Source organism: Bradyrhizobium barranii subsp. apii, assembly GCF_011516635.5.
In the GTDB taxonomy this organism is placed as follows: Bacteria; Pseudomonadota; Alphaproteobacteria; order Rhizobiales; family Xanthobacteraceae; genus Bradyrhizobium; species Bradyrhizobium barranii.
The window spans coordinates 4401717-4426978 of record NZ_CP096255.1 but is presented as its reverse complement, the minus strand read 5'-3'; the positions used below and the strand labels follow the sequence as shown (position 1 = coordinate 4426978).

Annotated in this window: 30 protein-coding genes and 4 pseudogenes; 10 read left to right on the top strand and 24 right to left on the bottom strand. The window is 64.6% G+C overall.

The features are described from left to right. The first annotated feature begins 242 nt into the window (after window positions 1–242). The gene (locus HAP41_RS20915) at window positions 243–1454 is read left to right on the top strand and encodes a c-type cytochrome (RefSeq protein ID WP_166097188.1); all 1212 of its coding nucleotides are present in this window, start codon (window positions 243–245) and stop codon (window positions 1452–1454) included. A 126-nt stretch (window positions 1455–1580) separates the two neighbouring features. On the opposite strand, the gene HAP41_RS20910 is transcribed toward HAP41_RS20915, so the two are convergent. After that, window positions 1581–2225 (bottom strand): trimeric intracellular cation channel family protein, encoded by a 645-nt coding sequence (locus HAP41_RS20910; RefSeq protein WP_166097189.1) that lies wholly within the window; start codon window positions 2223–2225, stop codon window positions 1581–1583. A gap of 166 nt (window positions 2226–2391) precedes the next feature. Here HAP41_RS20910 and HAP41_RS20905 point away from each other — a divergent pair, with 166 nt between their 5' ends. Then, complete coding sequence (locus tag HAP41_RS20905) at window positions 2392–2787, top strand: hypothetical protein (protein ID WP_166097190.1); 396 nt, start codon at window positions 2392–2394, stop codon at window positions 2785–2787. A 162-nt stretch (window positions 2788–2949) separates the two neighbouring features. On the opposite strand, the gene HAP41_RS20900 is transcribed toward HAP41_RS20905, so the two are convergent. The 3 genes from HAP41_RS20900 to HAP41_RS20890 form a co-directional block, all read right to left on the bottom strand. Then, on the bottom strand, window positions 2950–3759 hold the full coding sequence (locus HAP41_RS20900; RefSeq protein WP_166097191.1) for an isocitrate lyase/PEP mutase family protein: 810 nt from the start codon (window positions 3757–3759) through the stop codon (window positions 2950–2952). Window positions 3760–3830: 71 nt separating this feature from the next. Next, window positions 3831–4181, bottom strand: a complete 351-nt coding sequence (locus HAP41_RS20895; protein ID WP_028151163.1) for an antibiotic biosynthesis monooxygenase family protein — start codon at window positions 4179–4181, stop codon at window positions 3831–3833. A 24-nt stretch (window positions 4182–4205) separates the two neighbouring features. Next, window positions 4206–4514, bottom strand: a complete 309-nt coding sequence (locus HAP41_RS20890; RefSeq protein WP_166097192.1) for an NIPSNAP family protein — start codon at window positions 4512–4514, stop codon at window positions 4206–4208. A 149-nt stretch (window positions 4515–4663) separates the two neighbouring features. Between HAP41_RS20890 and HAP41_RS20885 the strand changes: the two are divergent. The 3 genes and pseudogenes from HAP41_RS20885 to HAP41_RS20875 all read left to right on the top strand — a co-directional run bounded on the left by HAP41_RS20885 (window position 4664) and on the right by HAP41_RS20875 (window position 7075). Then, window positions 4664–5361 (top strand): annotated as a pseudogene (locus tag HAP41_RS20885) (ArsR/SmtB family transcription factor). 195 nt (window positions 5362–5556) lie between these two features. Continuing rightward, the gene (locus HAP41_RS20880) at window positions 5557–6567 is read left to right on the top strand and encodes an alpha/beta fold hydrolase (RefSeq protein WP_166097193.1); all 1011 of its coding nucleotides are present in this window, start codon (window positions 5557–5559) and stop codon (window positions 6565–6567) included. Between the two features lie 283 nt (window positions 6568–6850). Beyond that, complete coding sequence (locus HAP41_RS20875) at window positions 6851–7075, top strand: GCG_CRPN prefix-to-repeats domain-containing protein (RefSeq protein ID WP_166105877.1); 225 nt, start codon at window positions 6851–6853, stop codon at window positions 7073–7075. A 149-nt stretch (window positions 7076–7224) separates the two neighbouring features. On the opposite strand, the gene HAP41_RS20870 is transcribed toward HAP41_RS20875, so the two are convergent. From HAP41_RS20870 to HAP41_RS20855, 4 genes and pseudogenes are all read right to left on the bottom strand, one after another. Then, window positions 7225–7506 carry a twin-arginine translocation (Tat) gene (locus HAP41_RS20870; protein ID WP_166097194.1) on the bottom strand — a complete coding sequence of 94 codons (282 nt, stop codon included), beginning with the start codon at window positions 7504–7506 and terminating at the stop codon, window positions 7225–7227. 134 nt (window positions 7507–7640) lie between these two features. Further along, window positions 7641–7853 (bottom strand): annotated as a pseudogene (locus HAP41_RS20865) (hypothetical protein); the annotation flags it as partial. A 15-nt stretch (window positions 7854–7868) separates the two neighbouring features. After that, a pseudogene (locus tag HAP41_RS20860) lies at window positions 7869–8704 on the bottom strand (IS5 family transposase). Between the two features lie 40 nt (window positions 8705–8744). Next, complete coding sequence (locus HAP41_RS20855; RefSeq protein WP_166050469.1) at window positions 8745–8909, bottom strand: hypothetical protein; 165 nt, start codon at window positions 8907–8909, stop codon at window positions 8745–8747. 106 nt (window positions 8910–9015) lie between these two features. Here HAP41_RS20855 and HAP41_RS20850 point away from each other — a divergent pair, with 106 nt between their 5' ends. Together HAP41_RS20850 and HAP41_RS20845 are read left to right on the top strand one after the other, a co-directional pair. After that, window positions 9016–10974 (top strand): alpha/beta hydrolase domain-containing protein, encoded by a 1959-nt coding sequence (locus HAP41_RS20850; RefSeq protein ID WP_166097195.1) that lies wholly within the window; start codon window positions 9016–9018, stop codon window positions 10972–10974. Window positions 10975–11171: 197 nt separating this feature from the next. Further along, window positions 11172–11828, top strand: coding sequence for a glutathione S-transferase family protein (locus tag HAP41_RS20845; RefSeq protein WP_166097196.1), 657 nt, complete (start codon window positions 11172–11174; stop codon window positions 11826–11828). 105 nt (window positions 11829–11933) lie between these two features. On the opposite strand, the gene HAP41_RS20840 is transcribed toward HAP41_RS20845, so the two are convergent. After that, window positions 11934–12281, bottom strand: coding sequence for a hypothetical protein (locus tag HAP41_RS20840; protein ID WP_166097197.1), 348 nt, complete (start codon window positions 12279–12281; stop codon window positions 11934–11936). Between the two features lie 110 nt (window positions 12282–12391). Continuing rightward, window positions 12392–13924: an acyl-CoA carboxylase subunit beta gene (locus HAP41_RS20835; RefSeq protein WP_166097198.1), complete on the bottom strand. Its 1533-nt coding sequence runs from the start codon at window positions 13922–13924 to the stop codon at window positions 12392–12394. 149 nt (window positions 13925–14073) lie between these two features. On the opposite strand from HAP41_RS20835, the gene HAP41_RS20830 reads away from it, so the two are divergent. From HAP41_RS20830 to HAP41_RS20820, 3 genes are all read left to right on the top strand, one after another. Continuing rightward, on the top strand, window positions 14074–14478 hold the full coding sequence (locus HAP41_RS20830; RefSeq protein ID WP_166097199.1) for a DUF4260 domain-containing protein: 405 nt from the start codon (window positions 14074–14076) through the stop codon (window positions 14476–14478). A gap of 144 nt (window positions 14479–14622) precedes the next feature. Then, window positions 14623–15216: a hypothetical protein gene (locus tag HAP41_RS20825; protein ID WP_166097200.1), complete on the top strand. Its 594-nt coding sequence runs from the start codon at window positions 14623–14625 to the stop codon at window positions 15214–15216. A gap of 73 nt (window positions 15217–15289) precedes the next feature. Continuing rightward, window positions 15290–16285, top strand: coding sequence for a dienelactone hydrolase family protein (locus HAP41_RS20820; protein WP_166097201.1), 996 nt, complete (start codon window positions 15290–15292; stop codon window positions 16283–16285). A gap of 158 nt (window positions 16286–16443) precedes the next feature. Here the strand turns inward: HAP41_RS20820 and HAP41_RS20815 are convergent, their stop codons facing one another. From HAP41_RS20815 to HAP41_RS20750, 14 genes and pseudogenes are all read right to left on the bottom strand, one after another. Continuing rightward, on the bottom strand, window positions 16444–17100 hold the full coding sequence (locus HAP41_RS20815; protein WP_166097202.1) for a carboxymuconolactone decarboxylase family protein: 657 nt from the start codon (window positions 17098–17100) through the stop codon (window positions 16444–16446). 63 nt (window positions 17101–17163) lie between these two features. Beyond that, the gene (gene blaOXA, locus HAP41_RS20810; protein ID WP_414643288.1) at window positions 17164–18021 is read right to left on the bottom strand and encodes a class D beta-lactamase; all 858 of its coding nucleotides are present in this window, start codon (window positions 18019–18021) and stop codon (window positions 17164–17166) included. Between the two features lie 88 nt (window positions 18022–18109). After that, entirely contained in the window at window positions 18110–18373 is a 264-nt protein-coding gene (locus tag HAP41_RS20805) for an EscU/YscU/HrcU family type III secretion system export apparatus switch protein (RefSeq protein ID WP_028151179.1), read from the bottom strand. Continuing rightward, window positions 18370–19962: a flagellar hook-length control protein FliK gene (gene fliK / locus HAP41_RS20800; RefSeq protein ID WP_166097204.1), complete on the bottom strand. Its 1593-nt coding sequence runs from the start codon at window positions 19960–19962 to the stop codon at window positions 18370–18372. The genes HAP41_RS20805 and fliK overlap by 4 nt, the downstream gene beginning before the upstream one ends. Before the next feature lie 51 nt (window positions 19963–20013). Continuing rightward, window positions 20014–20849 (bottom strand): annotated as a pseudogene (locus tag HAP41_RS20795) (IS5 family transposase). A gap of 215 nt (window positions 20850–21064) precedes the next feature. Beyond that, window positions 21065–22213 (bottom strand): tyrosine-type recombinase/integrase, encoded by a 1149-nt coding sequence (locus tag HAP41_RS20790; RefSeq protein ID WP_176400460.1) that lies wholly within the window; start codon window positions 22211–22213, stop codon window positions 21065–21067. 37 nt (window positions 22214–22250) lie between these two features. Continuing rightward, window positions 22251–22538 (bottom strand): helix-turn-helix transcriptional regulator, encoded by a 288-nt coding sequence (locus HAP41_RS20785; protein ID WP_166097206.1) that lies wholly within the window; start codon window positions 22536–22538, stop codon window positions 22251–22253. A 278-nt stretch (window positions 22539–22816) separates the two neighbouring features. Continuing rightward, window positions 22817–23224 carry a hypothetical protein gene (locus tag HAP41_RS20780; RefSeq protein WP_166097207.1) on the bottom strand — a complete coding sequence of 136 codons (408 nt, stop codon included), beginning with the start codon at window positions 23222–23224 and terminating at the stop codon, window positions 22817–22819. Then, window positions 23208–23546: a hypothetical protein gene (locus tag HAP41_RS20775; protein ID WP_166097208.1), complete on the bottom strand. Its 339-nt coding sequence runs from the start codon at window positions 23544–23546 to the stop codon at window positions 23208–23210. Before HAP41_RS20775 ends, HAP41_RS20780 begins: the two co-directional genes overlap by 17 nt. A 13-nt stretch (window positions 23547–23559) precedes the next feature. Further along, window positions 23560–23814: a hypothetical protein gene (locus tag HAP41_RS20770; protein WP_166097209.1), complete on the bottom strand. Its 255-nt coding sequence runs from the start codon at window positions 23812–23814 to the stop codon at window positions 23560–23562. 10 nt (window positions 23815–23824) lie between these two features. Continuing rightward, window positions 23825–23971 (bottom strand): hypothetical protein, encoded by a 147-nt coding sequence (locus tag HAP41_RS20765; RefSeq protein WP_176400459.1) that lies wholly within the window; start codon window positions 23969–23971, stop codon window positions 23825–23827. Window positions 23972–23976: 5 nt separating this feature from the next. After that, window positions 23977–24153, bottom strand: a complete 177-nt coding sequence (locus HAP41_RS20760; RefSeq protein WP_166097211.1) for a hypothetical protein — start codon at window positions 24151–24153, stop codon at window positions 23977–23979. After that, window positions 24153–25085: a hypothetical protein gene (locus tag HAP41_RS20755; protein WP_166097212.1), complete on the bottom strand. Its 933-nt coding sequence runs from the start codon at window positions 25083–25085 to the stop codon at window positions 24153–24155. Before HAP41_RS20755 ends, HAP41_RS20760 begins: the two co-directional genes overlap by 1 nt. Window position 25086: 1 nt before the next feature. Continuing rightward, window positions 25087–25230 carry a hypothetical protein gene (locus tag HAP41_RS20750; protein WP_166097213.1) on the bottom strand — a complete coding sequence of 48 codons (144 nt, stop codon included), beginning with the start codon at window positions 25228–25230 and terminating at the stop codon, window positions 25087–25089. Window positions 25231–25262 lie beyond the last annotated feature (32 nt).

Genomic DNA, 25262 nt, shown 5'->3' with positions numbered 1-25262 from the left:
GGCCACTTAAGCCGTTGCCTGCCCGTTGTTTTTAGCTAGGGCGCGCCGACCAACTCCGCCACTCTATGTCGGATATTTAACGCTCCGCATCACAAATCTGGACCAAAGGAAGCGCCGGGTAATAATCGCAATTTCGTGGCTGCAAAGGCATCAAGCATTTTCAATTTGTGTCACCATACCCCCACCGACGCGAAACGACGTGAGGCTCCTATCCGGGCGATTGGTCGCAGGGGAAGCTTTCGATGCGAATGATTCTGGCTGTTGTCGCATTGTGCAGTGCAGTTGCGAGCGCGGCCCGCGCCGCCGAGCCATCGCCGGAGCTAATCGCCTATGGCAAGGCGCTGGTCGAGGCCGGCGACTGCGCGGGCTGCCACACCACCGATCCGGCAAAGCCATTCGCGGGCGGAAAGCGCATCGATACGCCCTTCGGCGCGATCTACGCGCCGAACCTGACGCCGGATCGTGACACCGGGATCGGCGCCTGGACCGACGCCGATTTCACCCGCGCGGTGCGCACCGGCGTCGCGCCCGACGGCTCGAACTATTACCCGGCCTTCCCCTATCCCTATTTCACGAAGATGACGAAGGACGACACGCTGGCGATCCGGGCCTATCTCGGAACGCTGGCGCCCGTGGCGAGCCGCAACAAGCCGCCAGAGCTGCGCTGGCCGTTCGGCTATCGCGGCCTGATGCGGGTCTGGAACGCCATGTATTTCAAGCCCGGCCTGTTCGAGCCGGACCAGAGCCAGAGCGCGGCGTGGAACAGAGGCGGCTATCTCGTCACCGGGCTCGGCCATTGCGGCGCCTGCCACACACCGAAGAACTATTTCGGCGCGGACAAAACGGCGCAGGCGCTGTCGGGCAACGAGGTCGGCGGCTGGTACGCACCAAGGCTCGATGGCGCCGCGCGCACCGGGCTGAAGTCATGGAGCGTCGAAGACATCACCGAATATCTGCAAAGCGGGCGAAACGTCAAAAGCCATGCCGGCGGGCTGATGGCCGAGGTGGTCGTCGGCTCGACCTCGAGGATGAGCGATGCCGATGTGCGCGCCATCGCGGAATATCTGAAGAGCCTGCCGCCGTCGCGGCGCGAGACGATCGTGACGCCGCCCGACGAGGCCGAGATGAAGGCCGGCCAGGCCGTCTACGCAAAACTCTGCATCGCCTGCCATGAAGCCGACGGCTCCGGCGCGCCGCGCATCTATCCGCCCCTGCCCGGCAACGCGCTTCTGCAATCGGTCAATCCGTCCTCCAGCTTGCGCATCATCCTCGACGGCGCCCACACCGTGACGACGCCACGCGCGCCCAACGCCGGCGAGATGCCGGGCTATGCCAAGCAATTGTCCGACGAAGAGATCGCCGCAGTGACGAACTACATCCGCAATTCCTGGGGCAACGCCGCGCCGCTGGTGACCACGGCGCAGGTGGCGAAGGCGCGGAAGGGAAAGCCGTAGTTCTTGCTGCCTCCTCTCCGTCATTGCGAGCGCAGCGAAGCAATCCAGAGTCCCTCCGCGGAAAGATGCTGGATTGCTTCGCTGCGCTCGCAATGACGACGTAGATGGAACAGTGAACGAAAGAGCCTACCGCTCCTCGCCTTCCGTGAACACGAATTTCGGCATCTCCCATTTGTAGCGCACCGCGAGCAGGCGGAAGCTGACGCCGAGGATAAACGTCAAGATGGTCCAGAGCTCCGCGTTGAGATTGAGGCCGAAGGCGGTGGCGTAGAACAGGCCGGTCGCCACCGAAACGGTCGCGTAGAGCTCGGAGCGGAACAGCAGCGGCACGTCGTTGCAGAGCACATCGCGCAGCACCCCGCCCGCGCAGCCGGTCACCATGCCGGAGACGATGACGATCGGCAGCGTGGCACCCGTCTGCCAGGCGATGTCGCAGCCGGCCATGGTGAAGACCACGAGGCCGATGGCATCGAGCACGATGAAGGCCACCTTCAGCCGGTGCACGAGCCGCGCGATCAGGATGGTGAGGAAGGCGGCGCCGCCGGCCAGCGCGAGGTAGATGGGATGAGCGACCCAGGCCAGCGGATAATGCCCGAGGAAGAGATCGCGCAAGGTGCCGCCGCCGAGCGCGGTGATACAGCCGAGGAAGCAGACGCCGAGCCAGTCCATGCTCCGGCGGCCGGCCGCGAGCGCGGCGGTCATGCCTTGCGCTGCGACCGCGACCAGCGACAACAGATGCAGCACGCTATCGCTTGGCGGCAAGCTCCACATCGCCTCGTTCCCTTCCCCATCGATGGAACCGACGCGCACGGTTCCAAAATGAACAGGTTCCCGATTCCTCGCGCAAGGGCAACATGCGACGAAAGCACTATGGAGGGCGGAACAGAATCTCGCATCTACGGGTTGTCCAGCCGCAATAATCGAGGAGACAAAATCGATGGCTGACGACCGTTTTCCCAACGATCCGTATCGCCCGAATCTCGCCGATGATGAGTATGTCCGTGCGGCGCGACGGGATGCCGAGCTTCAGGTCGATCCCGAGCTTGGCGAAGGCCCCGCCTCCAGCGGCAAGGTAGCCTTGTTCGCAGTGGCGATCGCCTTGGTACTGGGTGCCGTTTTCTACGGACTGAACAACACGAGCACCGGCAACCAGGCCAGCAACACGCCGGCGACGCAGACCGCCCAGCAGGCTCCGCCCGCGAATCCGGCCGCGCCTCCCGGCATGCGTGACGTGACGCCGCGCAACAACACCGCACCCGGCGTGACCACGGGTGCTGCCCCGAGCAAGCCGGCGGCGCCTGATCCGGCCGCCCCGTCCGAGGGCGCGAAGTAACGACAACAGCTGTCGTCGCCCGGCTTGACCGGGCGACCCAGTATTCCACCAGCGGCGGAGATTGAATCGAGAGGCCGCGGCGTACTGGATGCCCCGCTTGCGCGGGGCATGACACCGAGAGGATGAGAGAGCGGCGGGACCTCACATCCCGCCGCTTTTCGTTTAGCTGAACATCTTGTTGAGGTCGCCGCCGGAATAGCCGGTGCCGAGCTCGGTAAAGGTCCCCTTCTCCGCCATCTCCTTCGCGGCGCGCATGAAGCCGCCCCAGGCAGCGCGGGCGAGCGAGCCGCCGACGCTGATGCGGCGCACGCCGAGGTCGGCGGCCTCCTGCAAGGACAGCCCGGACGCGCCGATCAGCAGGTTGAACGGCTTTGGGGCGACAGCCTTCACCACGGCGGCGATGTCCTCGCGCGTCTTCAGGCCCGGCGCGTAGAGGCAATCGGCGCCTGCGTCCGCATAGGCCGTGAGCCGGTCGATGACCAGCTTGAGGTCGGTCACGCCCCACAGATACGCCTCGCAGCGGCCGACCAGCAGCGTGCCGCTGTCGCCGATCGCCTTGCGCGACGCCTTGATGCGCTCGACCGCCAGCGCGCGCTCGTAGAGCGGCTTGTCTTTGTCGCCGGTGGAATCCTCGATCGAGAGGCCGGCGACGCCGGTGCGTACACCGCGCTCGACATTGTCCGCGACCTTGTCCGGCTCGACGGCGAAGCCGCCCTCGAAATCCGCATTCACGGGGATGTCGACGGCCGAGCACAATGCTGCCAGATGCTGACAGACATCGTCGACCGTGACGTGGTTGTCGGCCTTGCCGATGGTCCAGGCAAAGCCCGCGCTCGATGAGGCCAGTGCCTTGAACCCGAGATGCTGCAACGCCTTGGCGCTGCCGACGTCGACCGGATTGGGCAGGATGAAGCAGCCGCTCTCGTGCATCGTCTTGAACGTCGCGCGCTTGTCAGCGGTTGTCACATGCATGTTTCTCTCCCTTGTTGGCCGCGCAGACATAAGCGCGCGCACTGGGCAGCGCCAGTGCGCGCCCGCAAAAGCTAGTGCGCGTCGTGCACGGCGCGGCTGTCCTTCGGCGCCTGCTCGCGATCATTCATGCCGTAGTCGCGGATGACGCTGGCGATGCGCAGGTGATAATCGGCAAAGATCTTCGCCCTGCCCTTCGCCTGCGTGCGCCGGTGTTCCATCGTGTTGCGCCAGGCCTGGACTGCTGCCTCGTCGCGCCAGAACGACACCGACAGGATCTTGCCCTTCTCGGTCAGGCTTTCAAAGCGCTCGACCGAGATGAAGCCATCGATGGTTTGCAGGATCGGCTTCAGGTCGGCCGCGAGGTCGAAGTAGTCCTGGCGATGTTCCGGCTTGGGCCAGACTTCGAAAATCACGGCAATCATGGGCGTCTCCTTTGCGTTGGCGGCCTACAATACCACCTTGCGCAGGAAGGTGCGCTCTTCCGCGAGGATGAATTTGTTCTCCTCGGCGAAATGGAAATTGGTCATGCCGTCTGCGTCCTGCCGCAGCCGGGCGCGATAGGCCTCATAGGCGGCCAGACTCTCGAAGGTGATCAGCGCAAACGCGATGTTGTTGGTGCCCTCATGCGGCATGAAATAGCCGATCAGGTCGCCGCCGCATTTCGGGATGATGGTGAGCCAGTGCTTTGAGTACTCCTCGAACTGCGCGCGCTTGAAGGGATCGAGCTGGTAGCGGATGAAGACGGTGACGGACATGGTGGGCTCCCTAATTTTTCATTGCGGCAAGCGCAAGCAACACCGTCGCCGCTGAAGCAACTGGATTGCTTCGCTTCGCTGGCAATGACGTGTTCGCAAAGACAGACTACGTCCTTGCTCCACTTCAATGCTTCGGCTAGCATCGAAGCATGAAATCAGGTCCTGACATCGCCATGATTGCCTCGCTGGTCGGCGACCCCGCCCGCGCCAACATGCTCACCGCGCTGATGAACGGCCGCGCGCTCACTGCGAGCGAGCTCGCGCAGGAGGCAGGCATCACGCCGCAGACCGCGAGCTCGCATCTGGCCAAGCTCGAGGCCGGCGGGCTGATCGAGCCGGAGAAGCAGGGCCGCCACCGCTACTACCGCCTCACCGACGACGACGTCGCCGGCGTGCTCGAAGGCCTTGCGGGACTTGCCGCGCGGACCGGCCACATGCGCGTGCGCACGGGGCCGAAGGATCCGGCGCTGCGGCGCGCTCGGATCTGCTACGACCACCTCGCCGGCGATCTCGGCGTGCAGATGCTGGACAGTCTACGCACGCGAAACCTGGTCAGACAGAAGAACAGGACATCGAGCTGACGGCCGAGGGCGAGCGCTTCCTCGCAAAGCATTTGCAGATCTCGCCCGACATGCTCACCCATCCGCGCCGTCCGGTGTGCAAGGCCTGCCTGGACTGGAGCGAGCGACGCCATCATCTCGCGGGCACGCTGGGCGCCGCCATGATGCAGCGTTTCGCCGAGCTGAAATGGGCCGCGCGCGACGCCACGCCCGGCAGCCGCGTGGTGAATTTCACCCGTACCGGCGAGAAGCAGTTTGCGACGCTGTTCGGGACCGGGAAGGATTGATCACGCCAGGTGCGTGAGATCGCACGTTTGCGTGTGAACCACGCCTTCCGTCATGGCCGGGCTTGACCGGGCCATCCATCGCTTTAAGCGCAGTGTCGTTCCAGGGCGATGCAAAGCATCGAACCTGGAACTTCCAGATTCCGGGTTCGCGTCTTCGACGTACCCCGGAATGACGGCTCCAATTACGAGATCTTCATGAACCGCATCCTCCCGGCCGCGCTTGCCGCAGCCCTCCTCGCTTCCCCGTTCACGTCCGCCCACGCCGCCGACACCACCCCGCGCGAGCCCTACGGCATCGCGCTCGAAGGCTTTGCCTATCCGTATCCCGTGCATCTGCTGCCTGTCATCAATGACGGCGAGCAGCTCAGCATGGCCTACATGGACGTCGCGCCCGAGCGGCCGAACGGCCGCACCGTCGTGCTGCTGCACGGGCGCAATTTTCCGTCGAGCTACTGGGCGCCCGTCATCAAGATGCTGAGCGAGGCAGGCTTCCGCGTCGTGGTGCCGGACCAGATCGGCTTCGGCAAATCTTCGAAGCCGACCGGCGAATTGCACTTCGACAATCTGGCGCGCAACACCATTGCGCTGCTCGATCATCTCAAGATCAACAAAGCCGAGGTCGTCGCGCATTCGCTCGGCGGCATGCTGGGCGTGCGCATCGCCCGCGCCTATCCGGATCGCGTCGCCCATCTCGTGCTGACCGCGCCGATCGGGCTGGAAGACTACCGCCTCTACGTGCCCCCGACGCCGACCGAGAAGATCATCGAGAGCGAGGACAAGCTCACACCCGACGGCTATCGCAAGCAGCTCCAGACCAATTACGCGATCAAGCTGCCACCAGACGCGATCACGCCGTTCGTCGACGCCCGCTTCAACATCAAGGGCAGCCCCGATTATCCGCGCTGGCTGCGCGCCTACGTCAGCTCCGGCCAGATGATCTATCGCGAGCCGGTCGCGCACGAGGTCGCGTTGATCACAGAGCCGACGCTGTTCATCATGGGCGCCGACGATCACAACGCGCCGGGCCGTCCGAACGCGCCGGAGGCATTGCGCGCGAAAATGGGCCAGAACGCGGAGCTCGCGAAAGCGCTTGCGGCCAAGATGCCGAACGCGCGGGCCGAAGTGATCCCGGACACAGGCCACCTCGTCTTCCTGGAGGCGCCGGAGAAGTACAAGGAATTGGTGCTGGGCTTTCTCGGTCGCTAGAGCGTTTTCGAGCGAAGTGGATACCGGTTCGCGTCAAGAAAACGCGACAAAACAAAAAACATGGAGCCCCGTTCCGATTCCATCGGGACGGCGCTCCAGCGCCATTGCTGTCGCCGGAAGCCGCATGCAGAGAATGTTCATGCCGCATTCAGATCATGATTGGCAGGTTTGGATCGCGACGTGTCGGCACGTGCCCAAATTTAACGTGTCGAATCGTGTCTTTTGATTCATTGTGCGCCGCAAGCGCCCCAAAAACCTGCCCAAGGACCTGTTTGCCGCCGTCATGCTCGCCAGCGCGGTCGTCGGTTTCAGCGAAGCGGCCAGCGCCGCCGGCGGCTGCGGCCCCGGCTGGTACCGCGGCGCCTATGGCGGCTGCCGCCCGATGCGCGGTGCGGTCGTTGTGCGGCCCGGCCCGGTGGTGGTTGCCCCGCCGGTCGTCGTCGTGCCCCGCGCCCGCGTCTGCCCGTACGGCTTCCGTTGGTGGGGTGGCCGCTGCCGCCCGATCTGATCTGACCTTTTCGTATTGCGAGATGGCCGTGCGGCGAAAGCCTGCGCGGCCATTTTCGTTTTGAACGCCTGACGTCGCATCCGCCAGCTCCGAATCAAAACGGGGACCGTCAATCGCGATCCCCGTTCAAGGCCTGGCTTGTGCCGAGCTTACCAGTGGTGGCGGTGCCAGCGCCGGCGATGCCAACCCCAGTGGCGGCGGCGCCAGCCCCCATGGCGGTGGTGGCCATGCCAATGCACCTGCTCGGGCTTGAGCTGCGCGGTCTCCTCACTGGTGGTGACGGCGGGACGAGCGTCGGGATTGCCTTGCGGCGCGCGCGCGGGATCACCGAGCGGCTGCGGCGCCAACGGCGCAGCTTGTGCGGTCGCGGTCAACGTCGCGGCTCCAGCCGCGACGCCGAATGCAAGTTTCAAAAAGTTCCGACGCTCCATGACGTGTCCTCTAGGCTATCGAGCAAGTGATGCAGAGGGAGTGTCGCGGTCACGACATGAACGGAAGCTGAATCGCATCTTCAGGTTCATGACATGGGTGTCAGGGACGAACGAGCTGCGGGACTCGGTGCGAGCTACGCTCCGGCGTCCTGCTTCGCAAACTCCTGCGCGAGCACCAGCGTCTCGCGCGTGCGCTTCACGTCGGGCCAGTCGCGATTGAAATCGGCGACGAGCTGCTTCAACGCATCGCCCTTCAGCATCGCAGCCAGCTTGGCCCCGTCATCGAACTGATACATGGCCTGATGCAGCGAGGGATCGTCCAGGCTCCAGAACCGCCAGGCCTTAGAGTCTGTCCGGAAAGATTACCTTGGATTGCATAGCTTTCGCAGCATGAGTCGGATGGAGGCCAGCTTGAGAAAGGCGAGCGCCCTGTGATTGAAGCATTCCCAATCTTTGGACAGTCTTCGGCATCGCCCGAGCCAGGCAAAGGTACGCTCGACGATCCAGCGTTTGGGCAAGACGACGAAACGGTGAGCCTGATCGGAGCGTTTGACGATTTCGAGGTTCACGCGCTTCAGAGCGCTACGCAGCCCCTTCTGGAAATGTGGCCCTTGATATCCGCCGTCGGCGTAGAGCTTCAGAAGAAAGGGATAGAGGCCGAACAACGTTGCCATCAGGAGCACGCCGCCGTCGCGATCCTGGATGTCCGCCGCATGCACGATGGCGTGCATCAAGAGGCCTTGCGTGTCGACGAGAATGTGCCGCTTCTTGCCCTTGATCTTCTTGCCCGCGTCGTAGCCATGGAGATCATGAGGCCCCCTTTTTCAGCGCTTTTCACGCTCTGGCTATCGATGATGGCGGCGGTGGGAGAAGCCTCGCGCTCGGCCCTTTCGCGACATTCGACATAGAGGGCGTGATGAATTTTATCGAGCGTGCCGTTCCAGCTCCACAGATCGAAGTAGCCATACAGCGTCGAGCGCGGCGGCAGGTCCTTGGGGATCGCGCGCCACTGGCAACCTGTGCTCAGGATGTACATCAGCCCGTTGGCAATCTCGCGCAGGTCCACCGTACGCTTGTTGCCGCCGCGCTTGGCCGGCGGGATGCGAGGCGCGATCAGCGCCCACTCCTCGTCGGTCAAGTCGCTCGGATAGCGCAGGCGGCTGCGGTCGTAGCGTGCACGGTTCTCGGTAGTCCACATTGGCGGCGCGTCCCCATCGAATCAGGCCGCTCACCTTGAATCACAACCGATTCATTCGACTCAACATGTTTTGGAACAGACACTTACTCACGCCGAACGCCTTCACCGCGTCCGGCACATGCGCGGTCTCGTACCATGTGTCGAAGGCGGCGCGCTTGCTGGCGTCGGTGACGGTCGCGCGAACGACGAAGTAGGCAGCAGGCATGTGTTTCCTCCCGTTGTTTGGCCGCAGCATAGACGGTTATAGTGGCGGCAACAAAAAGCCCGCGCGACGGAACATTCGGATCGCGCCGATGGGGGAAGGAATGGCCATGCGCAGGATCATCACGGGCCTCATTGCGATCACGTGCCTGTGGCCCACGGCCTCGCTCGCCGAAATCGTCCGCTTCGACATCCTCGCGCGCGAGCCCGCCTTTGCCGGACGCAGCTTTGGCGATGTCGGCACCTATGAGCGCATCACCGCGCGCGCGACCTTCGCGCTCAACCCGTCGGACGATCGCAACGCTGTCATCACCGACCTCGCGCTCGCGCCGCGTAGCTCCGACGGCAAGGTGGCAGCCACCGCCGACGTCGTGATCCTGCGGCCCACCGATCCCACCCACGGCAACGGCACACTGCTGCTCGAGGTGCCCAATCGCGGCCGCAAGCTGGCGCCGCAATTGTTCGACGATGCCGCCCAGCCCGGCGCCAACAATGCCGACAAGGCCGAGGATGCCGGCATCGGCTTCCTGCACCGCCAGGGTTTTACGATGGTCTGGGTCGGCTGGCAGGGCGACATCCCCTCCAAGCCCGGCCAGATGGCGATGACGGCACCGGTGCTGAAGACCGTCACCGGGCCCGCGCGCGAAGAGGTGGTCTTCGACAACACGACCAATCCCGCGCGTGCGACGCTGACCTGGCCGGCGACTGACGCCGCCGACCTCAAGGTCTCCGTACGCGCCGCCTGGGCCGATGCGCGGCAGGCGCCTTCCGGCCTCCTCGCAAAGCTCGTCGATCCCGTGACGGTGGAGATCACCCGGCCCGACGGTTTTGATGCCGGCGCGCTCTACGAGATCACCTACACCGCGCGCGATCCTGTGCCGCTCGGCATGGGCTATGCCGCCGTGCGCGACGTCGTCAGCTTTCTCCGCCACGATGAGACGCAAGCGAACCCGCTGCTGAACGGCCTGCATCCCTCCGTCAGCCGCGCCATCGGCTTCGGCGTGTCGCAATCCGGCCGCTTTCTCCGCGACTTCCTCTATCTCGGCTTCAACGAGGATCTTCAGGGGCGCACCGTGTTCGACGGATTGATGCCGCATGTCGCGGGCACGCGGCGGATGGCGACCAACGTCCGCTTCGGCCAGCCCGGCCGCAACCCGCGCCATCCGCAGGATCCGGCGTGGCAGGCCGATCTCTTCCCCTTCACCTATGCGAGCCTGAGCGATCCCTATTCCGGCAAGACCGACGGCCTGCTCCGCCGCTGCGCGCTCTCGGCGACGTGCCCGAAGGTGATGCAGACCGATAGCGAGCACGAATGGTGGGCCTCGCACGCCTCGCTGCTGGTCACCGACCTCGCCGGCAACCATCTCGATCTGCCCGACAATGTCCGCGCCTACATGATATCAGGCACGCCGCATTTCGCCGAAGCCGCCGACGTGATGAAGAAGGGTTTGCCTGCGATGTCGCTGCCGCAAAACCCGATGCATGCGGGCATGCCTATGCGCGCGCTGCTCACCGACCTCAACGCCTGGATCAGCGACGGCATCAAACCGCCCGCAAGCCGCGTCCCCATGCGCGCCCACGGCACGCTCGTGCCGGCGCAAGGCGCGGTGCCGATGGATATCCCCGGCTTGCCCTATGCCGGCATCCATACGCTCGCCGCCTTCTCCGATCAGAGCGTGCTGCCGCCCAAGGAGATCGGCCGCTATCCCGTGTTCGTGCCGAAGGCGGACAATGACGGCATGGCGATCGCGGGCATCCGCCAACTCGCATTGGCGGTCCCGCGCGCGACCTACACCGCGTGGAATCCGCGCGCGCAGGGATTTGGCCCAACAGCGCTCTATCCGCTGCAAGGCGCGGTCGTGCCATTCGCACCGACGGAGGCCGCGCGGAAGGAAGTGCATGATCCGCGCTTGTCGATCGCCGAGCGATATGCGGATGACGGGGCGTATGTCGCCGCGGTGAAGCGCGAGGCGGCGCGGCAGGTGGCGGAGCGGACCCTGCTGCCGGAGGATGCCGAGCGCGCGGTCGAGGCCGCGAAGCAAGGCAAGCTGGCGAAGCTTGGGCAGTGAGCGAAGCCCATTGGCCCCGTAGGGTGGGCAAAGCGGAGCGTGCCCACCACTTCTATCGTCGGCCAAAAGATGGTGGGCACGGCGCAAGCGCGCCTTTGCCCACCCTACGGTCGCTGCCCGCGGAGAAAAAAAAGTCTCACGCTGTCGGAACGCCCGTCCTTCATCCGTCCTATGCCCAGACAGCACGGAGACACCGCATGGCCAACCTCACCCTCACCACCTTCGACTGGGTTCCCGAAATGCCGCGCGGTTTCGTGCGCGACCTTCGCGTGCGCTGGGCGCTGGAAGAAGCCGCGTTGCCCTACCACGTCGCGAGCGTGCCGTTCGGCCCGCGGGATGCCGCGCATTTCGCGCACCAGCCCTTCGGCCAGGTGCCGTGGCTGACCGACGGCGACCTCTCGATCTTCGAGAGCGGCGCGATCCTGCTGCATCTGGGTGAACTCAGTGCGAAGCTGATGCCCATCGATCCGCGCGGCCGCAGCGACACGGTCGAATGGGTGTTCGCGGCGCTCAATTCGGTGGAGATGCCGGCCCTGCCCTGGACCATGTTCAAGTTCACCGGCAGTGACGATGGCTCACCCGCCGTGAAGTTCGTCGACGACTTCCTAAAACTCCGCCTCAAGCACATGGAGACGGTGCTTGCGCTGCGCGAATGGCTGGCGGGGTCTTTCTCCGTCGCCGACATCCTGATGTCGGACGTGCTGCGCGTCGTCGACAAGTTCGACGGCCTGGCGGACAGTCCTGCCTGCCGCGACTACGTCGCGCGCGCCACGGGCCGTCCGGCGTTCGCAAAAGCCCACGCCGATCAGATGGCGCATTTCGCTGCGGCGGATGTCAAACGTAGGGCGGATTAGCGCAAGCGTAATCCGCCAACGCATGTTTCAACAAAGATGGTGGGCTACGCCGCGCAAACTGCGCTTCGCGCAGTCGCGGGGCTAACCCACCCTACGAATTTCGCCTCACACCAACTTCAGCGGCGTGTCCTCAACCACGCGAAGATCGATCCTGCCGATCAGTTGCGCGCGAAGCGCCTCGGCAGCACCGATGGCGCTCTCGGTTTGCTGCAACGTGCTGATGTTCGAACCGAGCGACACGATCCCGCCCAGCACCAGGGCGATCGATCCGAGCGCCGCGGTCAGACCTGTCCCGAACAACCCAAGGATCGTGATCAACAACAGCGCGCCGCCGCCGCCAATCGCGATCTTGGATGCCAGAATGTACTTCCGGCATCGCTCGGCGATCTCGGCCAGCGCCTCGATCCGGTCTTCGATGTCGGAAATCTCGTCGGTCAGATCGTCTTCGGTCATTTGGATCGAGATGCCAAATCAGAAGAAACCAGTCGTCCGCACGAGCGCAGCGACATGCGGGACTAAGGCAAGACCCGGATTTCGCTACGCTCCATCCGGGCTACGAGGCCTCACAACGGCAAATTGTCGTGCTTCTTCGCCGGCGTTTCCACCTTCTTGTCCTTCAGCATCGCCAACGCCCGGGCGATCCGCTTACGGGTCGAGTGCGGCATGATGACGTCGTCGATGTAGCCGCGCTCGGCGGCGATGAAGGGGGACAGGAAGCGGTCTTCGTATTCCTTGGTGCGCGCGGCGATCTTGTCGGGGTCGCCGATGTCGGCGCGGAAGATGATCTCGACCGCGCCCTTGGCGCCCATCACGGCGATCTGGGCGGTCGGCCAGGCGTAGTTCATGTCGGCGCCGATCTCCTTGGAGGCCATGACGTCGAAGGCGCCGCCATAGGCCTTGCGGGTGATGATGGTGACCAGCGGCACCGTGCACTGCGAATAGGCGAACAGCAGCTTCGCGCCGTGCTTGATCAGGCCGCCATATTCCTGCGCGGTGCCCGGCAGGAAGCCCGGCACGTCGACGAAGGTGACGATCGGGATGTTGAAGGCATCGCAAAAACGGACGAAGCGCGCCGCCTTGCGCGACGCGTCGCTGTCGAGCACGCCGGCCAGCACCATCGGCTGGTTGGCGACGAAGCCGACGGTGCGGCCGGCGATACGGCCGAAGCCCGTGACGATGTTCTTGGCGAAGGCATCCGCAACCTCGAAGAAATCGCCCTCGTCCACGACCTTGAGGATCAGCTCCTTCATGTCGTAGGGCTTGTTCGGATTGTCGGGGATCAGCGTGTCCAAGGACATGTCGACCCGGCCGATATCGTCAAAGCTCGGCCATTCCGGCACGCCGTCGGTGTTGTTGGACGGCAGGAAGTCGATCAGGCGACGCATCTGCAAGAGCGTCTCGACGTCGTTCTCGAAGGCACCGTCCGCGATCGAGGAGCGCGTGGCGTGCACCGAGGCGCCGCCGAGTTCTTCGGCCGTGACGACCTCGTTGGTGACGGTCTTCACCACGTCGGGGCCGGTGACGAACATGTAGCTGGTGTTCTTCACCATGAAGATGAAGTCGGTCATGGCCGGCGAATAGACGTCGCCGCCGGCGCAGGGGCCCATGATGACGGAGATCTGCGGGATCACGCCCGAGGCGAGCACGTTGCGGCGGAACACATAGGAATAGCCGGCGAGCGCGGCGACGCCCTCCTGGATGCGGGCGCCGCCCGCGTCATAGAGGCCGATGATGGGCGCCCGCGCCTTCATCGCCATGTCCTGAAGTTTCGTGATCTTCAGCGCATGGGTCTCGGAGAGCGAGCCGCCGAACACCGTGAAGTCTTTCGCGAAGACAAACGTCTTGCGGCCGTTGACGGTGCCCCAACCGGTGACGACGCCGTCGCCGGGGATCTTGTTCTTCTCCATACCGAACTCGGTGGAGCGGTGCTCGACGAACATGTCGAACTCCTCGAACGATCCCTTGTCGAGCAGGAGCTCGATGCGCTCGCGCGCGGTCAGCTTGCCGCGGGCGTGCTGCGCCTCGATGCGCTTCTCCCCGCCGCCGAGCTTTGCGCCGGCGCGACGATCTTCAAGGGCGTCCAGGATATTCTTCATTTGCTCCCGCCAGTTCTTAGCCAAAATGCGATTGCCGGGGGTTCTAACACGGCATTTTGCGGGCCGGGAAGCCGCTTTCGGCGCCGCAGGGCTGCCTTGCCGCAGCGGGAAAGCGCAAGGAATTACAAAGTTTTGCCTGGGAGACGACGATGAATGAAGCAACGGCCGAGACCGGCGCGGCGACCGGCGGCGTCAAGATCCTGCTGCGGCTGGAAGGCCTGACCCTGTTCACGGGCATGGTGATGCTCTACGCCTCCTGGGGCGGCTCGTGGCTGGTGTTCGCCCTGCTCTTCTTCGTCCCCGATCTGAGCTTCCTGGCGTACCTGGCCGACGCCAGATTCGGGGCGCTGGTCTACAATGCCGCCCACAGCTACATGGCACCGGTGGCGCTGCTGACGCTGGGCTTCGGCTTCGCCTCGCCGCTCACGCTGTCCATCGCCATGATCTGGCTCGCCCATATCGGCATCGACCGGGCGCTCGGCTACGGCCTGAAATATTCGGCCGGGTTCGGCTTCACCCATCTCGGGCGGATCGGCCGCCAGAGAGACGCCTGAGGGGATTGCCGTCGTTTTGTCGGCCCCCACCGGTTGACCGGGCCGGCCGATTCAGGCTTGCTCCCCTTTGCGATCAGGCGCCGAATGTTGCGTGAGCCCAGTCGGTACGGCGGCGGTCACCACGTCTGGCTGCAAGCATCCCTCATGTCCGCCACAGTCGTCCCTCTGCCACCGAACAGCCCGTCCGAGACCACCGACTTCCTGCGGCGGATGGCCAGCATGGTGTCGGGGCGCAACGGCGAGATGCTGCTGCGCGCGGCCGCGCTGATCGAATCGCTCAAGCAACGGGCGATGTCGGCCGAACGTCTGTTTCATGAGCAACAGGAAGAGACCAAGCGCCTTGTAGAGCTGCGCGAGACGACCGCGCTCGCCTCCGAAGCCATGGTCAGCCAGATCGCGACGCTGGGGACTCAGCTCGCCGAGTTAACCGCGGCCGCGGCGGCCGAGCGCGCGGCGTTCGACGCCGAGCGCGGCAAGCTGCTCGGCCTGATGCAGGATGCGGAAAGCCATATCGGCAAGCTCACCACCGAGCTCGACGGCTTGCGCGCCTCCGTCGACAGCTTCAACGACACCGCGGTCTCGGTGCCGCTCGAGGTGCTGCGTCTGGCACGGATGCAGTTCGATGTCCTCTCCGCCGGCTTTGCCCGCAAGGGCGACGTGATCTCGGAAGCGATGAGCGAGATCGGCGGCTTTGCGATCGACCAGGCGCTGATGGCGAAGAAGGCGGATAAGGCCTGAGGTCGTCGCGCATCAAATTGACAGCGCGCAGGTCCATTGTTCTACTCCATAAAAATCATGGGGGAGGATCACGATGCCGACGGCATTCCGCGTCGCTATGGCGTTCTGCATTTCAACACTGCTCGCCGGCATCGGCGCCAACGCGCAATCCCTGCCGAAGGAAGTCGCCACCCGCGCCGAGATCTATCCGATCCCCTCGCTCACCCTCTCCGACCAGCAATTCCTCAGCGGTGATGCGGCGGCCGGCAAGCCGGTGACAGTCGCCGGCGAATTCCGCGTCGCCCAGGGCACCGGCAAGCTTCCCGTCGTGGTGCTGATGCACGGCTCGAGCGGCGTCGGCGCCACCACCGAGGCCTGGGTGCACGCTTTCAACGCCATGGGCATCTCGACCTTCGTGATCGACGGTTTTACCGGCCGCGGGCTGACGGTGGTGGGGCCGAACCAGGCCCTGCTCGGCCGGCTCAACCTGATCGTCGACATCTACCGCTCACTGGAGATTCTTGCGAAGCATCCCCGCGTCGATCCCGACCGCATCGTGCTGATGGGCTTCTCGCGCGGCGGACAGGCGACGCTCTATGCGAGCCTCGATCGCTTCAACAAGCTCTGGAACAAGTCCGGCGTCCAGTTCGCCGCCTACATCCCGTTCTATCCGGATTGCTCGACGACGTATCAGAGCGACGGCGACGTCGCCGCACGCCCGATCCGCATCTTCCATGGCACGCCCGACGACTACAATCCCGTGACGAGCTGCAAGGCGTTCGTCGGACGGCTCAAGACGGCCGGGCGCGATGTGGTGCTGACCGAATACCCCGACAGCGCGCACGGCTTCGATAGTGGCCTGCTCGGCGTCAGCGCCGTTGCGGTGTCGGCCAACGCGCAGACCGTGCGCAACTGCCATATCAAGGAGGGCGACGGCGGCGTGCTGATGAACGGCGATACCAACGCACCCTTCACCTACAAGGATGCCTGCGTCGAGCTCAACCCGCATGTCGGCGGCAACCCCGCGACGGCCGCGGAGTCGCGCAAGGCGGTGGAGGAATTTTTGCAGGCGCTGTTCAAGCTGGGCTAGGCGCTGGGAGGCTGCTCGGCCTTCATGGTTCGAGACGCGCCGCAAGCGGCGCTCCTCACCATGAGGGTCTGATATCTCGTCACGAAGCAAGACCTCATCCTGAGGAGCCCGCCAGAGGCGGGCGTCACGAAGGATGGCCGCAACGAAGGCTGCTCGCCTCAGGGCTCGCCCGGCTTGAACGGCTCCTGCTTGTCCGGCGGCACCGTCTCTTCGGCCATGGCCAGCAGCATCGCGACCATCACGTAATTGCCGGCAACCGCGGTGAGATCGACGATCTGCTGATCGCTAAACACCTTCTTCGCCCGCACGTAGGTCTCGTCGGAAACTTTCTTGGCCGTGGTGATCTCGGTGACGAAGTCGTAGACCACGGCCTCGTCATCGGCCATTTTCGACGGCCGCTTGTTGGCCTTCAGCTCCGCGATGATATCCGCCGACAGGCCGGCCTTTGCCGCCAGCGGCGCATGCGCGAACCATTCCACCTGCGAGCGCCACTGCCGCCCGATGATCAGGATCGCGAACTCGTTCAGCTTGGTCGGGACCGAGGTTTCCCAGCGCAGATAGTAGAACAGGTCGAACAGTCGCTGGCCGAGCACCGGGCTGCGGATCATCGGATTGTAGGGCCCGCCGATGCCGACGCTCGACACCTTCATGATCTGCTCGCCGAGCGGCTTCTGCTTGGCGTCGAGCTGGTCCATGGTGAGCTGCGGAAAGCGCGGCTCCTTGCTGGTGGCGGGTGCGGCAAACATCGTGGCTGCGAGCCAGCCGCCGGCGGCGGCCAACGTGAGCGACGACAGCCAGAGTGGCGTTGAGTTCATTTTATCCTCCCGACCTTTTCTTTTGTTTGGTCGGAAGGATGCTAGCAGGTTCGTACGCGCCAGCTAGATCGCGCCGATCTCGGCAAGGCAGGCTTGCGTCAACGGCATGCGCTCGCCGACGAGACGCGGCTCCTTGCAGTCCATGTTGAGCGCGAACACGGTGTGCGCCTCGCCCTTCTCGGCCCAGCCGACCATCCAGCCGAGCGACGGCTCGCCGCGCTCGGCGCCGAGCAAGCCGGATTTGGCGCGGATGACGCTGTCGCCGACCTTGGTCACCGGCAGGATGTCGGCGACGAGGTCCTGGCTGCGCTTGCTAATCGGCAGCGCGCGGCGGCGCAGCCGGTCGACGAAATCGATCTGCTCGACCGGGTCGATGCGCAAATTGCCGGTGAGCCAGAACTGGTCGATGCCGCCGCCGATATCGCGATTGCCGTAGTCGAACATGTCGACATACTTTTGCATCCGCTCTTGCCCGATCCGGCGCGCGATCTCCTGATAGACCGGCACCGCGCTGACCGCGATGGCGCTGCGCATCGTGTGGTCCTTGTTCCAGGCCTCGATCGGCCGCTTCACGCCGTCCCAGGGAAACACGTCCTTGTCGGGATCGGTGACGACGCCGGTCTCGAGCGCAATCAGCGAGTTCGGAATCTTGAACGTCGAGGCCGGCAGCTTCGCTTCGCCCGAGCGCTCCTTGTCGCTGGCGACGATCAGATAGTCCTCGACCTTGTAGCCGACGAAGGTGCCCGCCGTGCCGAGATCGGTGAAGCGCTTTGCCAGGCTGTCGCGAATCTCGTTGCGCGGCGGCGCGACATGGGCGAACGCACGTGACGGCATGGTGGCAGCTGCGGCAAGAAGGCCCAGAGTGGAACGGCGGGTCAGCAAGAGCGGTATCCGTTGAGCAATGAAGATGGCCGCGACCATGCGGCCGCTATCGTGGTGAAACGATGACAGGTTATTTCTTGAGCACGATCTTGTCGGAAAACCGCTGCACGCTTTTCCGGATCATGCTCTACCGTCCCCGGCCCGACAGCCGCAGCACGAACACCAGCACTTCGGCGACGGCCTTGTAGAGGTCGGGCGGGATCTCCTCGCCGAGCTCGACCTTGGAGAGCGCGCCGGCCAAGATCTCGTTCTCTTCGATCGGGATGTCGTTGGCTTTGGCGATCTCGACGATCTTTTCGCCGATCGTGCCCTTGCCCTTGGCGACGACGACGGGCGCGTTGCTGCCCTTCTCGTAATGCAGCGCAATTGCGAGCTTGGATGGATCGCTCATGTGGCGCGATCCAGGAAGTGGCCGGCGCGGGCCGGCGCCGGCTGCGGCGGCGTGCCGTCGCGCACCAGGATGTCGCCGGGCTTGAGCTCGGCGCGCGTCAGGGCCTGATTGAGCTCGCCGATGCCGGCGCGGAGCTGCTGCGCGGTCGCGGGCCGCTCCGCCCACATCCGCACAAAAGTCTTGTCGCTGTTGAGCGTGATCAGCGCATGCACGGGGCCGGCCGGCTCGACATTGAGCGTGAAGCGCGCGCGCCAGGCGCGCTTGGCGGGATCAGAGGACTCATTACCGCCATCGCGCGAGATCTCGAATTGCGCCATCGCGGTGCCCTGCGGGGTCGCAAAGGGAATCTCGAAATTCCACTGCGGCACGGTCGGGTCGATGCGGTGACCGCTGGCATCGGTGCGATCAGGCAGCGAGGCGACCTGGAGCAGCGTTTGACGTGCGATCGCGGCATCGGTGTCGTCGAGCAGGCGGTGCACCGTTGTGGAGAGCGGTGTATCCGGCGCGAGCGATGGCGAGGCGATCGCCTGCGGCGCCGGCAGCGCGCCGCGGAACGGCGGCGGTGTCGCGCGCGCCGCGGCCTCGAAGAGATGGCCATCCGGCACGGCCTTGTTGGAGCCCGGCACGTTGCCGATCATGCGCGGCAGGTTTTGCGTGACCTCTTGAAGGAGGGCCGCGGCAAGGCCGGCGGACATGGTTCGCGGCATCGCGGCCTGCGGAGCGCCGCCGGCGATGTCGGCGAGCACAGCGGCTGGGAGATTGGCGCTGCGCGGCATCTGCGGCTGTTGGGCCATATCGAGCTCGGTTGACGGCGATGCAGCCTGAGCCGGCACGGCGGCGACCTGCGGTTTCCCCGCCGTAGCGATCGCGGCGCCTTGCGCCTGTGGCGCGGCGGTCTCGAGCGTGGCCAATGTCTGGCGCAGCACTAGCAGCGCGGCCTTCAGGTCCGGCATCGCGCCGGAGGACGGCGTTGTACCTGCGGCGAGCGAGGCCTCGAGAAACAGACCGGACTTCTGGAAGGCGGATTCGATATCGCCGCCGTCGAGGGCGGTGTTGAGCGGCGTCTGCTGCGCCAGCACGTCCAGCACCGCCTGCTTCAGTCCCACCGGCAGATCGCTGCCGGTGACGACGGAGGCGAGATTGGCGAACAACGGCGCCTGGCTGCCCTGTTTCGTGACCGCCTCGGCCGAAGCCACGGTGACGGCGACCTGCTCCAACGGCGTCAGCGTGTTGCGCGCGGTGGTCGCAGATGGCGCGAGCGACGGGCTGTCCACGAGCGAAGCCGCCCGCGGCGTCAGCGTGATCTGGTCCGCCGTCGCCTCGCCTGCCCCGTTCATGATGGCGAGCCTGATGGTGCCGTCGTTCTGCGACACTGCGAGCTGGAGATTTTGCCCCGGTGTCAGCGACACCTCGGACATCACATCCATCGACAGATTGGCGATTGCGATCCGCACCAGATTGTCGGCCATCACGCTGACGACCCTTGCGTCCACGACGCTGCCGGCCTGGAGCACAAGATCGGGCGTCGCCGCATCAGCCACGGGGCTGGCGGGACTGACCGGAACGATCGAGCTTATCGGCGTTGGCATTTCAGGGGCCCAGGGAATGCTGGCCCCACCCTAAGAGTCTGTCCGGAAAGATTACCTTGGATTGCATAGCTTTCGCAGCATGAGTCGGATGGAGGCCAGCTTGAGAAAGGCGAGCGCCCTGTGATTGAAGCATTCCCAATCTTTGGACAGTCTTCGGCATCGCCCGAGCCAGGCAAAGGTACGCTCGACGATCCAGCGTTTGGGCAAGACGACGAAACGGTGAGCCTGATCGGAGCGTTTGACGATTTCGAGGTTCACGCGCTTCAGAGCGCTACGCAGCCCCTTCTGGAAATGTGGCCCTTGATATCCGCCGTCGGCGTAGAGCTTCAGAAGAAAGGGATAGAGGCCGAACAACGTTGCCATCAGGAGCACGCCGCCGTCGCGATCCTGGATGTCCGCCGCATGCACGATGGCGTGCATCAAGAGGCCTTGCGTGTCGACGAGAATGTGCCGCTTCTTGCCCTTGATCTTCTTGCCCGCGTCGTAGCCATGGAGATCATGAGGCCCCCTTTTTCAGCGCTTTTCACGCTCTGGCTATCGATGATGGCGGCGGTGGGAGAAGCCTCGCGCTCGGCCCTTTCGCGACATTCGACATAGAGGGCGTGATGAATTTTATCGAGCGTGCCGTTCCAGCTCCACAGATCGAAGTAGCCATACAGCGTCGAGCGCGGCGGCAGGTCCTTGGGGATCGCGCGCCACTGGCAACCTGTGCTCAGGATGTACATCAGCCCGTTGGCAATCTCGCGCAGGTCCACCGTACGCTTGTTGCCGCCGCGCTTGGCCGGCGGGATGCGAGGCGCGATCAGCGCCCACTCCTCGTCGGTCAAGTCGCTCGGATAGCGCAGGCGGCTGCGGTCGTAGCGTGCACGGTTCTCGGTAGTCCACATTGGCGGCGCGTCCCCATCGAATCAGGCCGCTCACCTTGAATCACAACCGATTCATTCGACTCAACATGTTTTGGAACAGACACTAAGGCCGCCCTCGTAAACCTCTCGTTAAGAACTAATCGAATGATTTGAATGGTTTCCCACGGGGTTTTCCACGTGATGGGGGTAGTTTTCCACCGCGCCGTTCTCGGCTCGTTTCTGCAACGTTCTTCGGATTATCTGACGACTTTCAGCAACGCCTTCCGCTGGGCCCGGCGCCGCTTCTCCCGTTCGGCTTCCTTCCGGTCCAGCTCGTCGCTCCACGCGGCGACCATCGCGGCGTTGACCTTCTTCTGGTCGGCCTGTTCGATGTACCACAGGGGCTGGCGGTCAGACTTGTGACCGGTCAGCGACTGGATGCCCTTCAGGCTGGCGCCCGGCAGTTCCGCCGCCTCGGACGCGCCGGTATGGCGCAGGCCGTGCGCGGTGTAGCCTTTCTTCTGCTTCGGCTTGCGCGCACCGATCTTGACCAGATGCGCCTTGATCGATTGGGCGAGTGACCGCCGCGTCGCCCACCGGTTCCCATGGACATTGACGAGAATGTGGTCCGACGTGGCCGTTTTCTTCGCCGCGTCCAGGGCCCGGATCAGCACCCTCGGCAAGAGGTGATAGTTGGGCTCCACCACCCGACCCTTCTTCGTGGTCTTTTCCGGCCAGACCTTGACGCCCTTGCCATCGTAGTCCGTCCACTTCATCCGGACGGCATCCCCGCCGCGCTGGACGGTGAAGTGCAGCACCTGCCGCGCCAGCACGAGGTTGGCGGGGGCGGTGTCGTCAAACCGGTCGTTTAGCTCGTCGGGCCAGCGCAGATGCGGCTGGTTGTCGCTCTCGCGGTGCTTTCGCTCGATCTCGATCGTCGGGTTCGGCAGCTTGCGGATGCCGAACTGCTCGTCCTTGCGCACGCACTTCCAGATATTGCCGAGCAACGTGACGTAGAGGTCCGACATCTGCGCGCTGCCGCTCTCGTCATAGATTAGCTCGGCGAACCGCTCGGCCGCGTCGCGGTCCACCTCCCGCAAGGGATCGGCGCCGATCTGCTCCTTGATCTTGTCCAGACGCCCGATATAGAGGTGCTGCGTGCTGGGCTTCAGGTCTTTGAAGGCATTGGAGGCGCGGTACAATTCGATCGCCCTGCCGATGCTGCCGTCAGGAAATCGGGCCAGCTTCGGTCGGGGCTTCGGCGGCTCGGGCGGGTTGGCGTCGACTTGCCGTTTCCGCAGCTTGGCGAGGCAGGCGTCGTATTGCCACGCAAACTCCTTCGAACCTTCATCGACCGGCAGGGGCAGAAGCGCGCCGCCGAACTCCCTCGGCATCCGGAAATACAAATAAGGCCGCCCCTTGGCGACCTTTCGGGAGAGGAATTCAGTCCTCTCGGTATCGACCTTTTGCAACATTCGCTTGCTCCAGTTCTCGCAGGCGTCGGAGCAAAGATGAGCCGCTCCCCGGTTCGTCCTTCAAATTGTCGAAGGCCGCATCCAGCTCGCGGCGGTCCCACAGCGAAGCGCTCCCCAGCTTCACTGGCGGCGGCATCTTCTCGGCCTCGACCAGCTCGTAGAAAAATCTGGTCGAGATTGAGAGATAAGCCGCTGCTTGCTCTGCCCGCATGGCGCGCGGTGGGTATGACAGACCATCCGCCAGTTTTTGCCCCATCCGCCCCTCCTTTTTACTAGAATTTGCACCCCTGGACCACCTGAGATAGGCTCCATTGTCGACTTCTTTCGCCAACAATTTCAGTGATTTAACGGTGCTTTTTCGTGTAGGCGCCACGGTGGCGGGCTCGTCCAGAAATTCGCCGCCGTGGCCCCCCTGCCCGTGCCCGGTTTGCCGCCGTCACTGGGCTGCAGGCCGTTGTTTCTGTCCCGCCACCACCTGCCTGCTGGGCAGCGTCTGGCCCTTCTTCGGCACCCCGGCCAGATCGGGTCGAAGCCTTACGCCGAAGCCCTTGCGCGCTCGCCACCATCGGTGACGTGCACGATCTCGCTCTGCTGCTGCCGCATCTTCGCGACGAGCCCATGCAGGCGCTCGGTCTCGTTGTGAACGTAGCGGCAGATCGAGGCATGCCCGTCGATCTCATGCTGCACCTTCGCCGCGCTGATCAGCATGAGCTGCTCCATCTCATCCAGCTCGGCGCGGAGCGCGGCGAGCGAATTGCCGTTCTGCTCGCTCATGCCAACGACGATCGCCTTGATCGCATCGCGCGAGCTGTCGCCATAGGCGGGCGGCTCGACATGCCCCTGGTGCGCGTCGTGGGTCTCCGCTGCCTGCTCTTGCGGTGCGCCACGCATCGCCTCGCCGTTCAGCCTCATCTCGGGAAGTGTCTCAGCGGTCCGTTGCATCATTGGCTCCTGTTTTGAACGTCGAAAAATCGTAGCGCGCACGGCAGGGGCGCGTGGCCAACGTGCCGAGATAGCTCCGCGCGGTCTTGAGCTGGATGTGCATCACATCCGCGACGCGCTGCTCCGACATTCCCATGGCACGCAGGCGCCTCGCGACTTCGGCGCGGGCATCAACGACCTGCAGCGTGCGGTTGCCGTTCTCGATCAGCTTTGGATCAACGCCATACGCGATCGCGACCTCCTCCGAGATCGCACGGCGCAGCGCGCGCGGCGTCATCGGCGAAATCGGCACGACGTTGGACGTATCGATGATCTCCACCATTGGCGATCCCCCCTTACTGGATGGTCTCGGCGGAAAAGCCCTTGTTGACACCGGTCACGAGCACGTAGTTGCAGCCGCGCGCCTGGATGTCGGTGACGGCGCCGCACTCCTCGCACTTCCCGGCCAGGAAGAACTTGTTCGGCACATCCATGGTCTGGCGAGACCCGCAGCGGTGGCAGGTGAATTTCTGATGCACGGTGTGTCCGGCCTCGATGTACTGCGATGCCTGCTGCACCACTTCGGTGAACCGGAAGTCTTTAGTCGTCATGGGCTCCTCCTCATTGTGGTTTGCCTTCGCGCAGCCAGCGCTCGGCGAGCTGCAGCATCTTGATCCACTGGCGCAGGGTCTCTGGCTGCCGGACGATGTCGTTGGCGACGGCGCGCACGCTGCGCTGGCCGTCGCAGGTGATGCGCTCCAGCTCCACTCTCATCACTCCCCCTCGATCGGTTCTTCGGCGGCGTAGCTCGGGTCGCTCAGAACGTCGGGACGGTAACGGTGCATCTTCTCGCGATGGCACTTCGGGCAGGTGCGGCAAAGCTCGATGCCGCGCGCGTCGAACTGCCACGCGCTGTCGAGCCCGTTCCCGCAGGGACAAGGCATCGTCATCAGCCGCCTCCCGCTTCTTGGGATGCCAGGGCGACCGCGCCGCCGTCAGGTGGGCCGGGGGGCAGGTCTGACGACGACGCGGTCTCGGCGGATGCAGCGACATCCGCCGGTCCAGAGGCATCACCCTTGCTGGACCTCTTGGGATCGGCAGGCGTCGCGGCTGCAATCGCCTCCTCGATCGAACTCTTGTCGAAGCCCTCGCCGGTCGGGCCGCGCAGCCGCTCGCGCAGCTTCGGCGAGGTGTCGCGGCTCACGTCCTTCATCGGCTCTGCGACGCCCTCGCTCTCCTCGACCTCGCCACGCGCGTAGACGCCGCCGAGAATGTCCGGGCAGAAAATGCGGCACCAATCGCGACAGGTGTCGTAGAACATCTGCACATCGGGCTTGCGCACCCACAGCGGCGAGCCCTTGATCTGGCCGCGCTCATTCGTTCCCGGCCGCAGGTCGCCCAGCCGCTCGCTGGTGATCTCGCGCACGATGGTCTCGCCCCTGAAGACGCCCCACACACGGCACGTGCGATCGTCGCCAGTGCCAATGATCTCGTACTGCAGCCGTTCCTTCAGCGGCGCCTTCGCCTCGATCACGGCATGGTAGAACTGGCTCTCATAGGCGACGCGACCGTCCTTGCCGAGATAGGTCCAGTTGGCCAGGGTGAGCGGCGAGATGTTCAGCTCGATCGCGCGGACGATGATGCCCCAGCATCCGCCAACGTTGCCACGCAGCCATTCCGGCAGCATCGGACCTGCGGTCGCCATGATCTTCGCCGCCTCCGCGATCTGCATTGCGTTGGTGAAGTCGAAGCCGAAGTCCGCGATTGGCACCTGGGAGGTGCGGTCGGAAAGCACCTTCTCGACCTTGCCCTCGGCCAGATCGCGCCGCGTCACGCGGTCGGCATCCATCGGGCGGTCGCCCGGAAACGATTGATCGCTCATGTCACCTGTCCCTGTAGCCGTTGATTGCTTCCGACACGCGCCCGTGGTCGGTGCCGAACATCACCGCGATCTCCATCAGCCCGAGATGACGGTTCGCAGGATCGGCAGCGAAGGCGCCCATCTTGGCCCTGACCGCCGGGCTCATCCTGGGCTTGTGCGCCCTCACGCGCGGGCGCT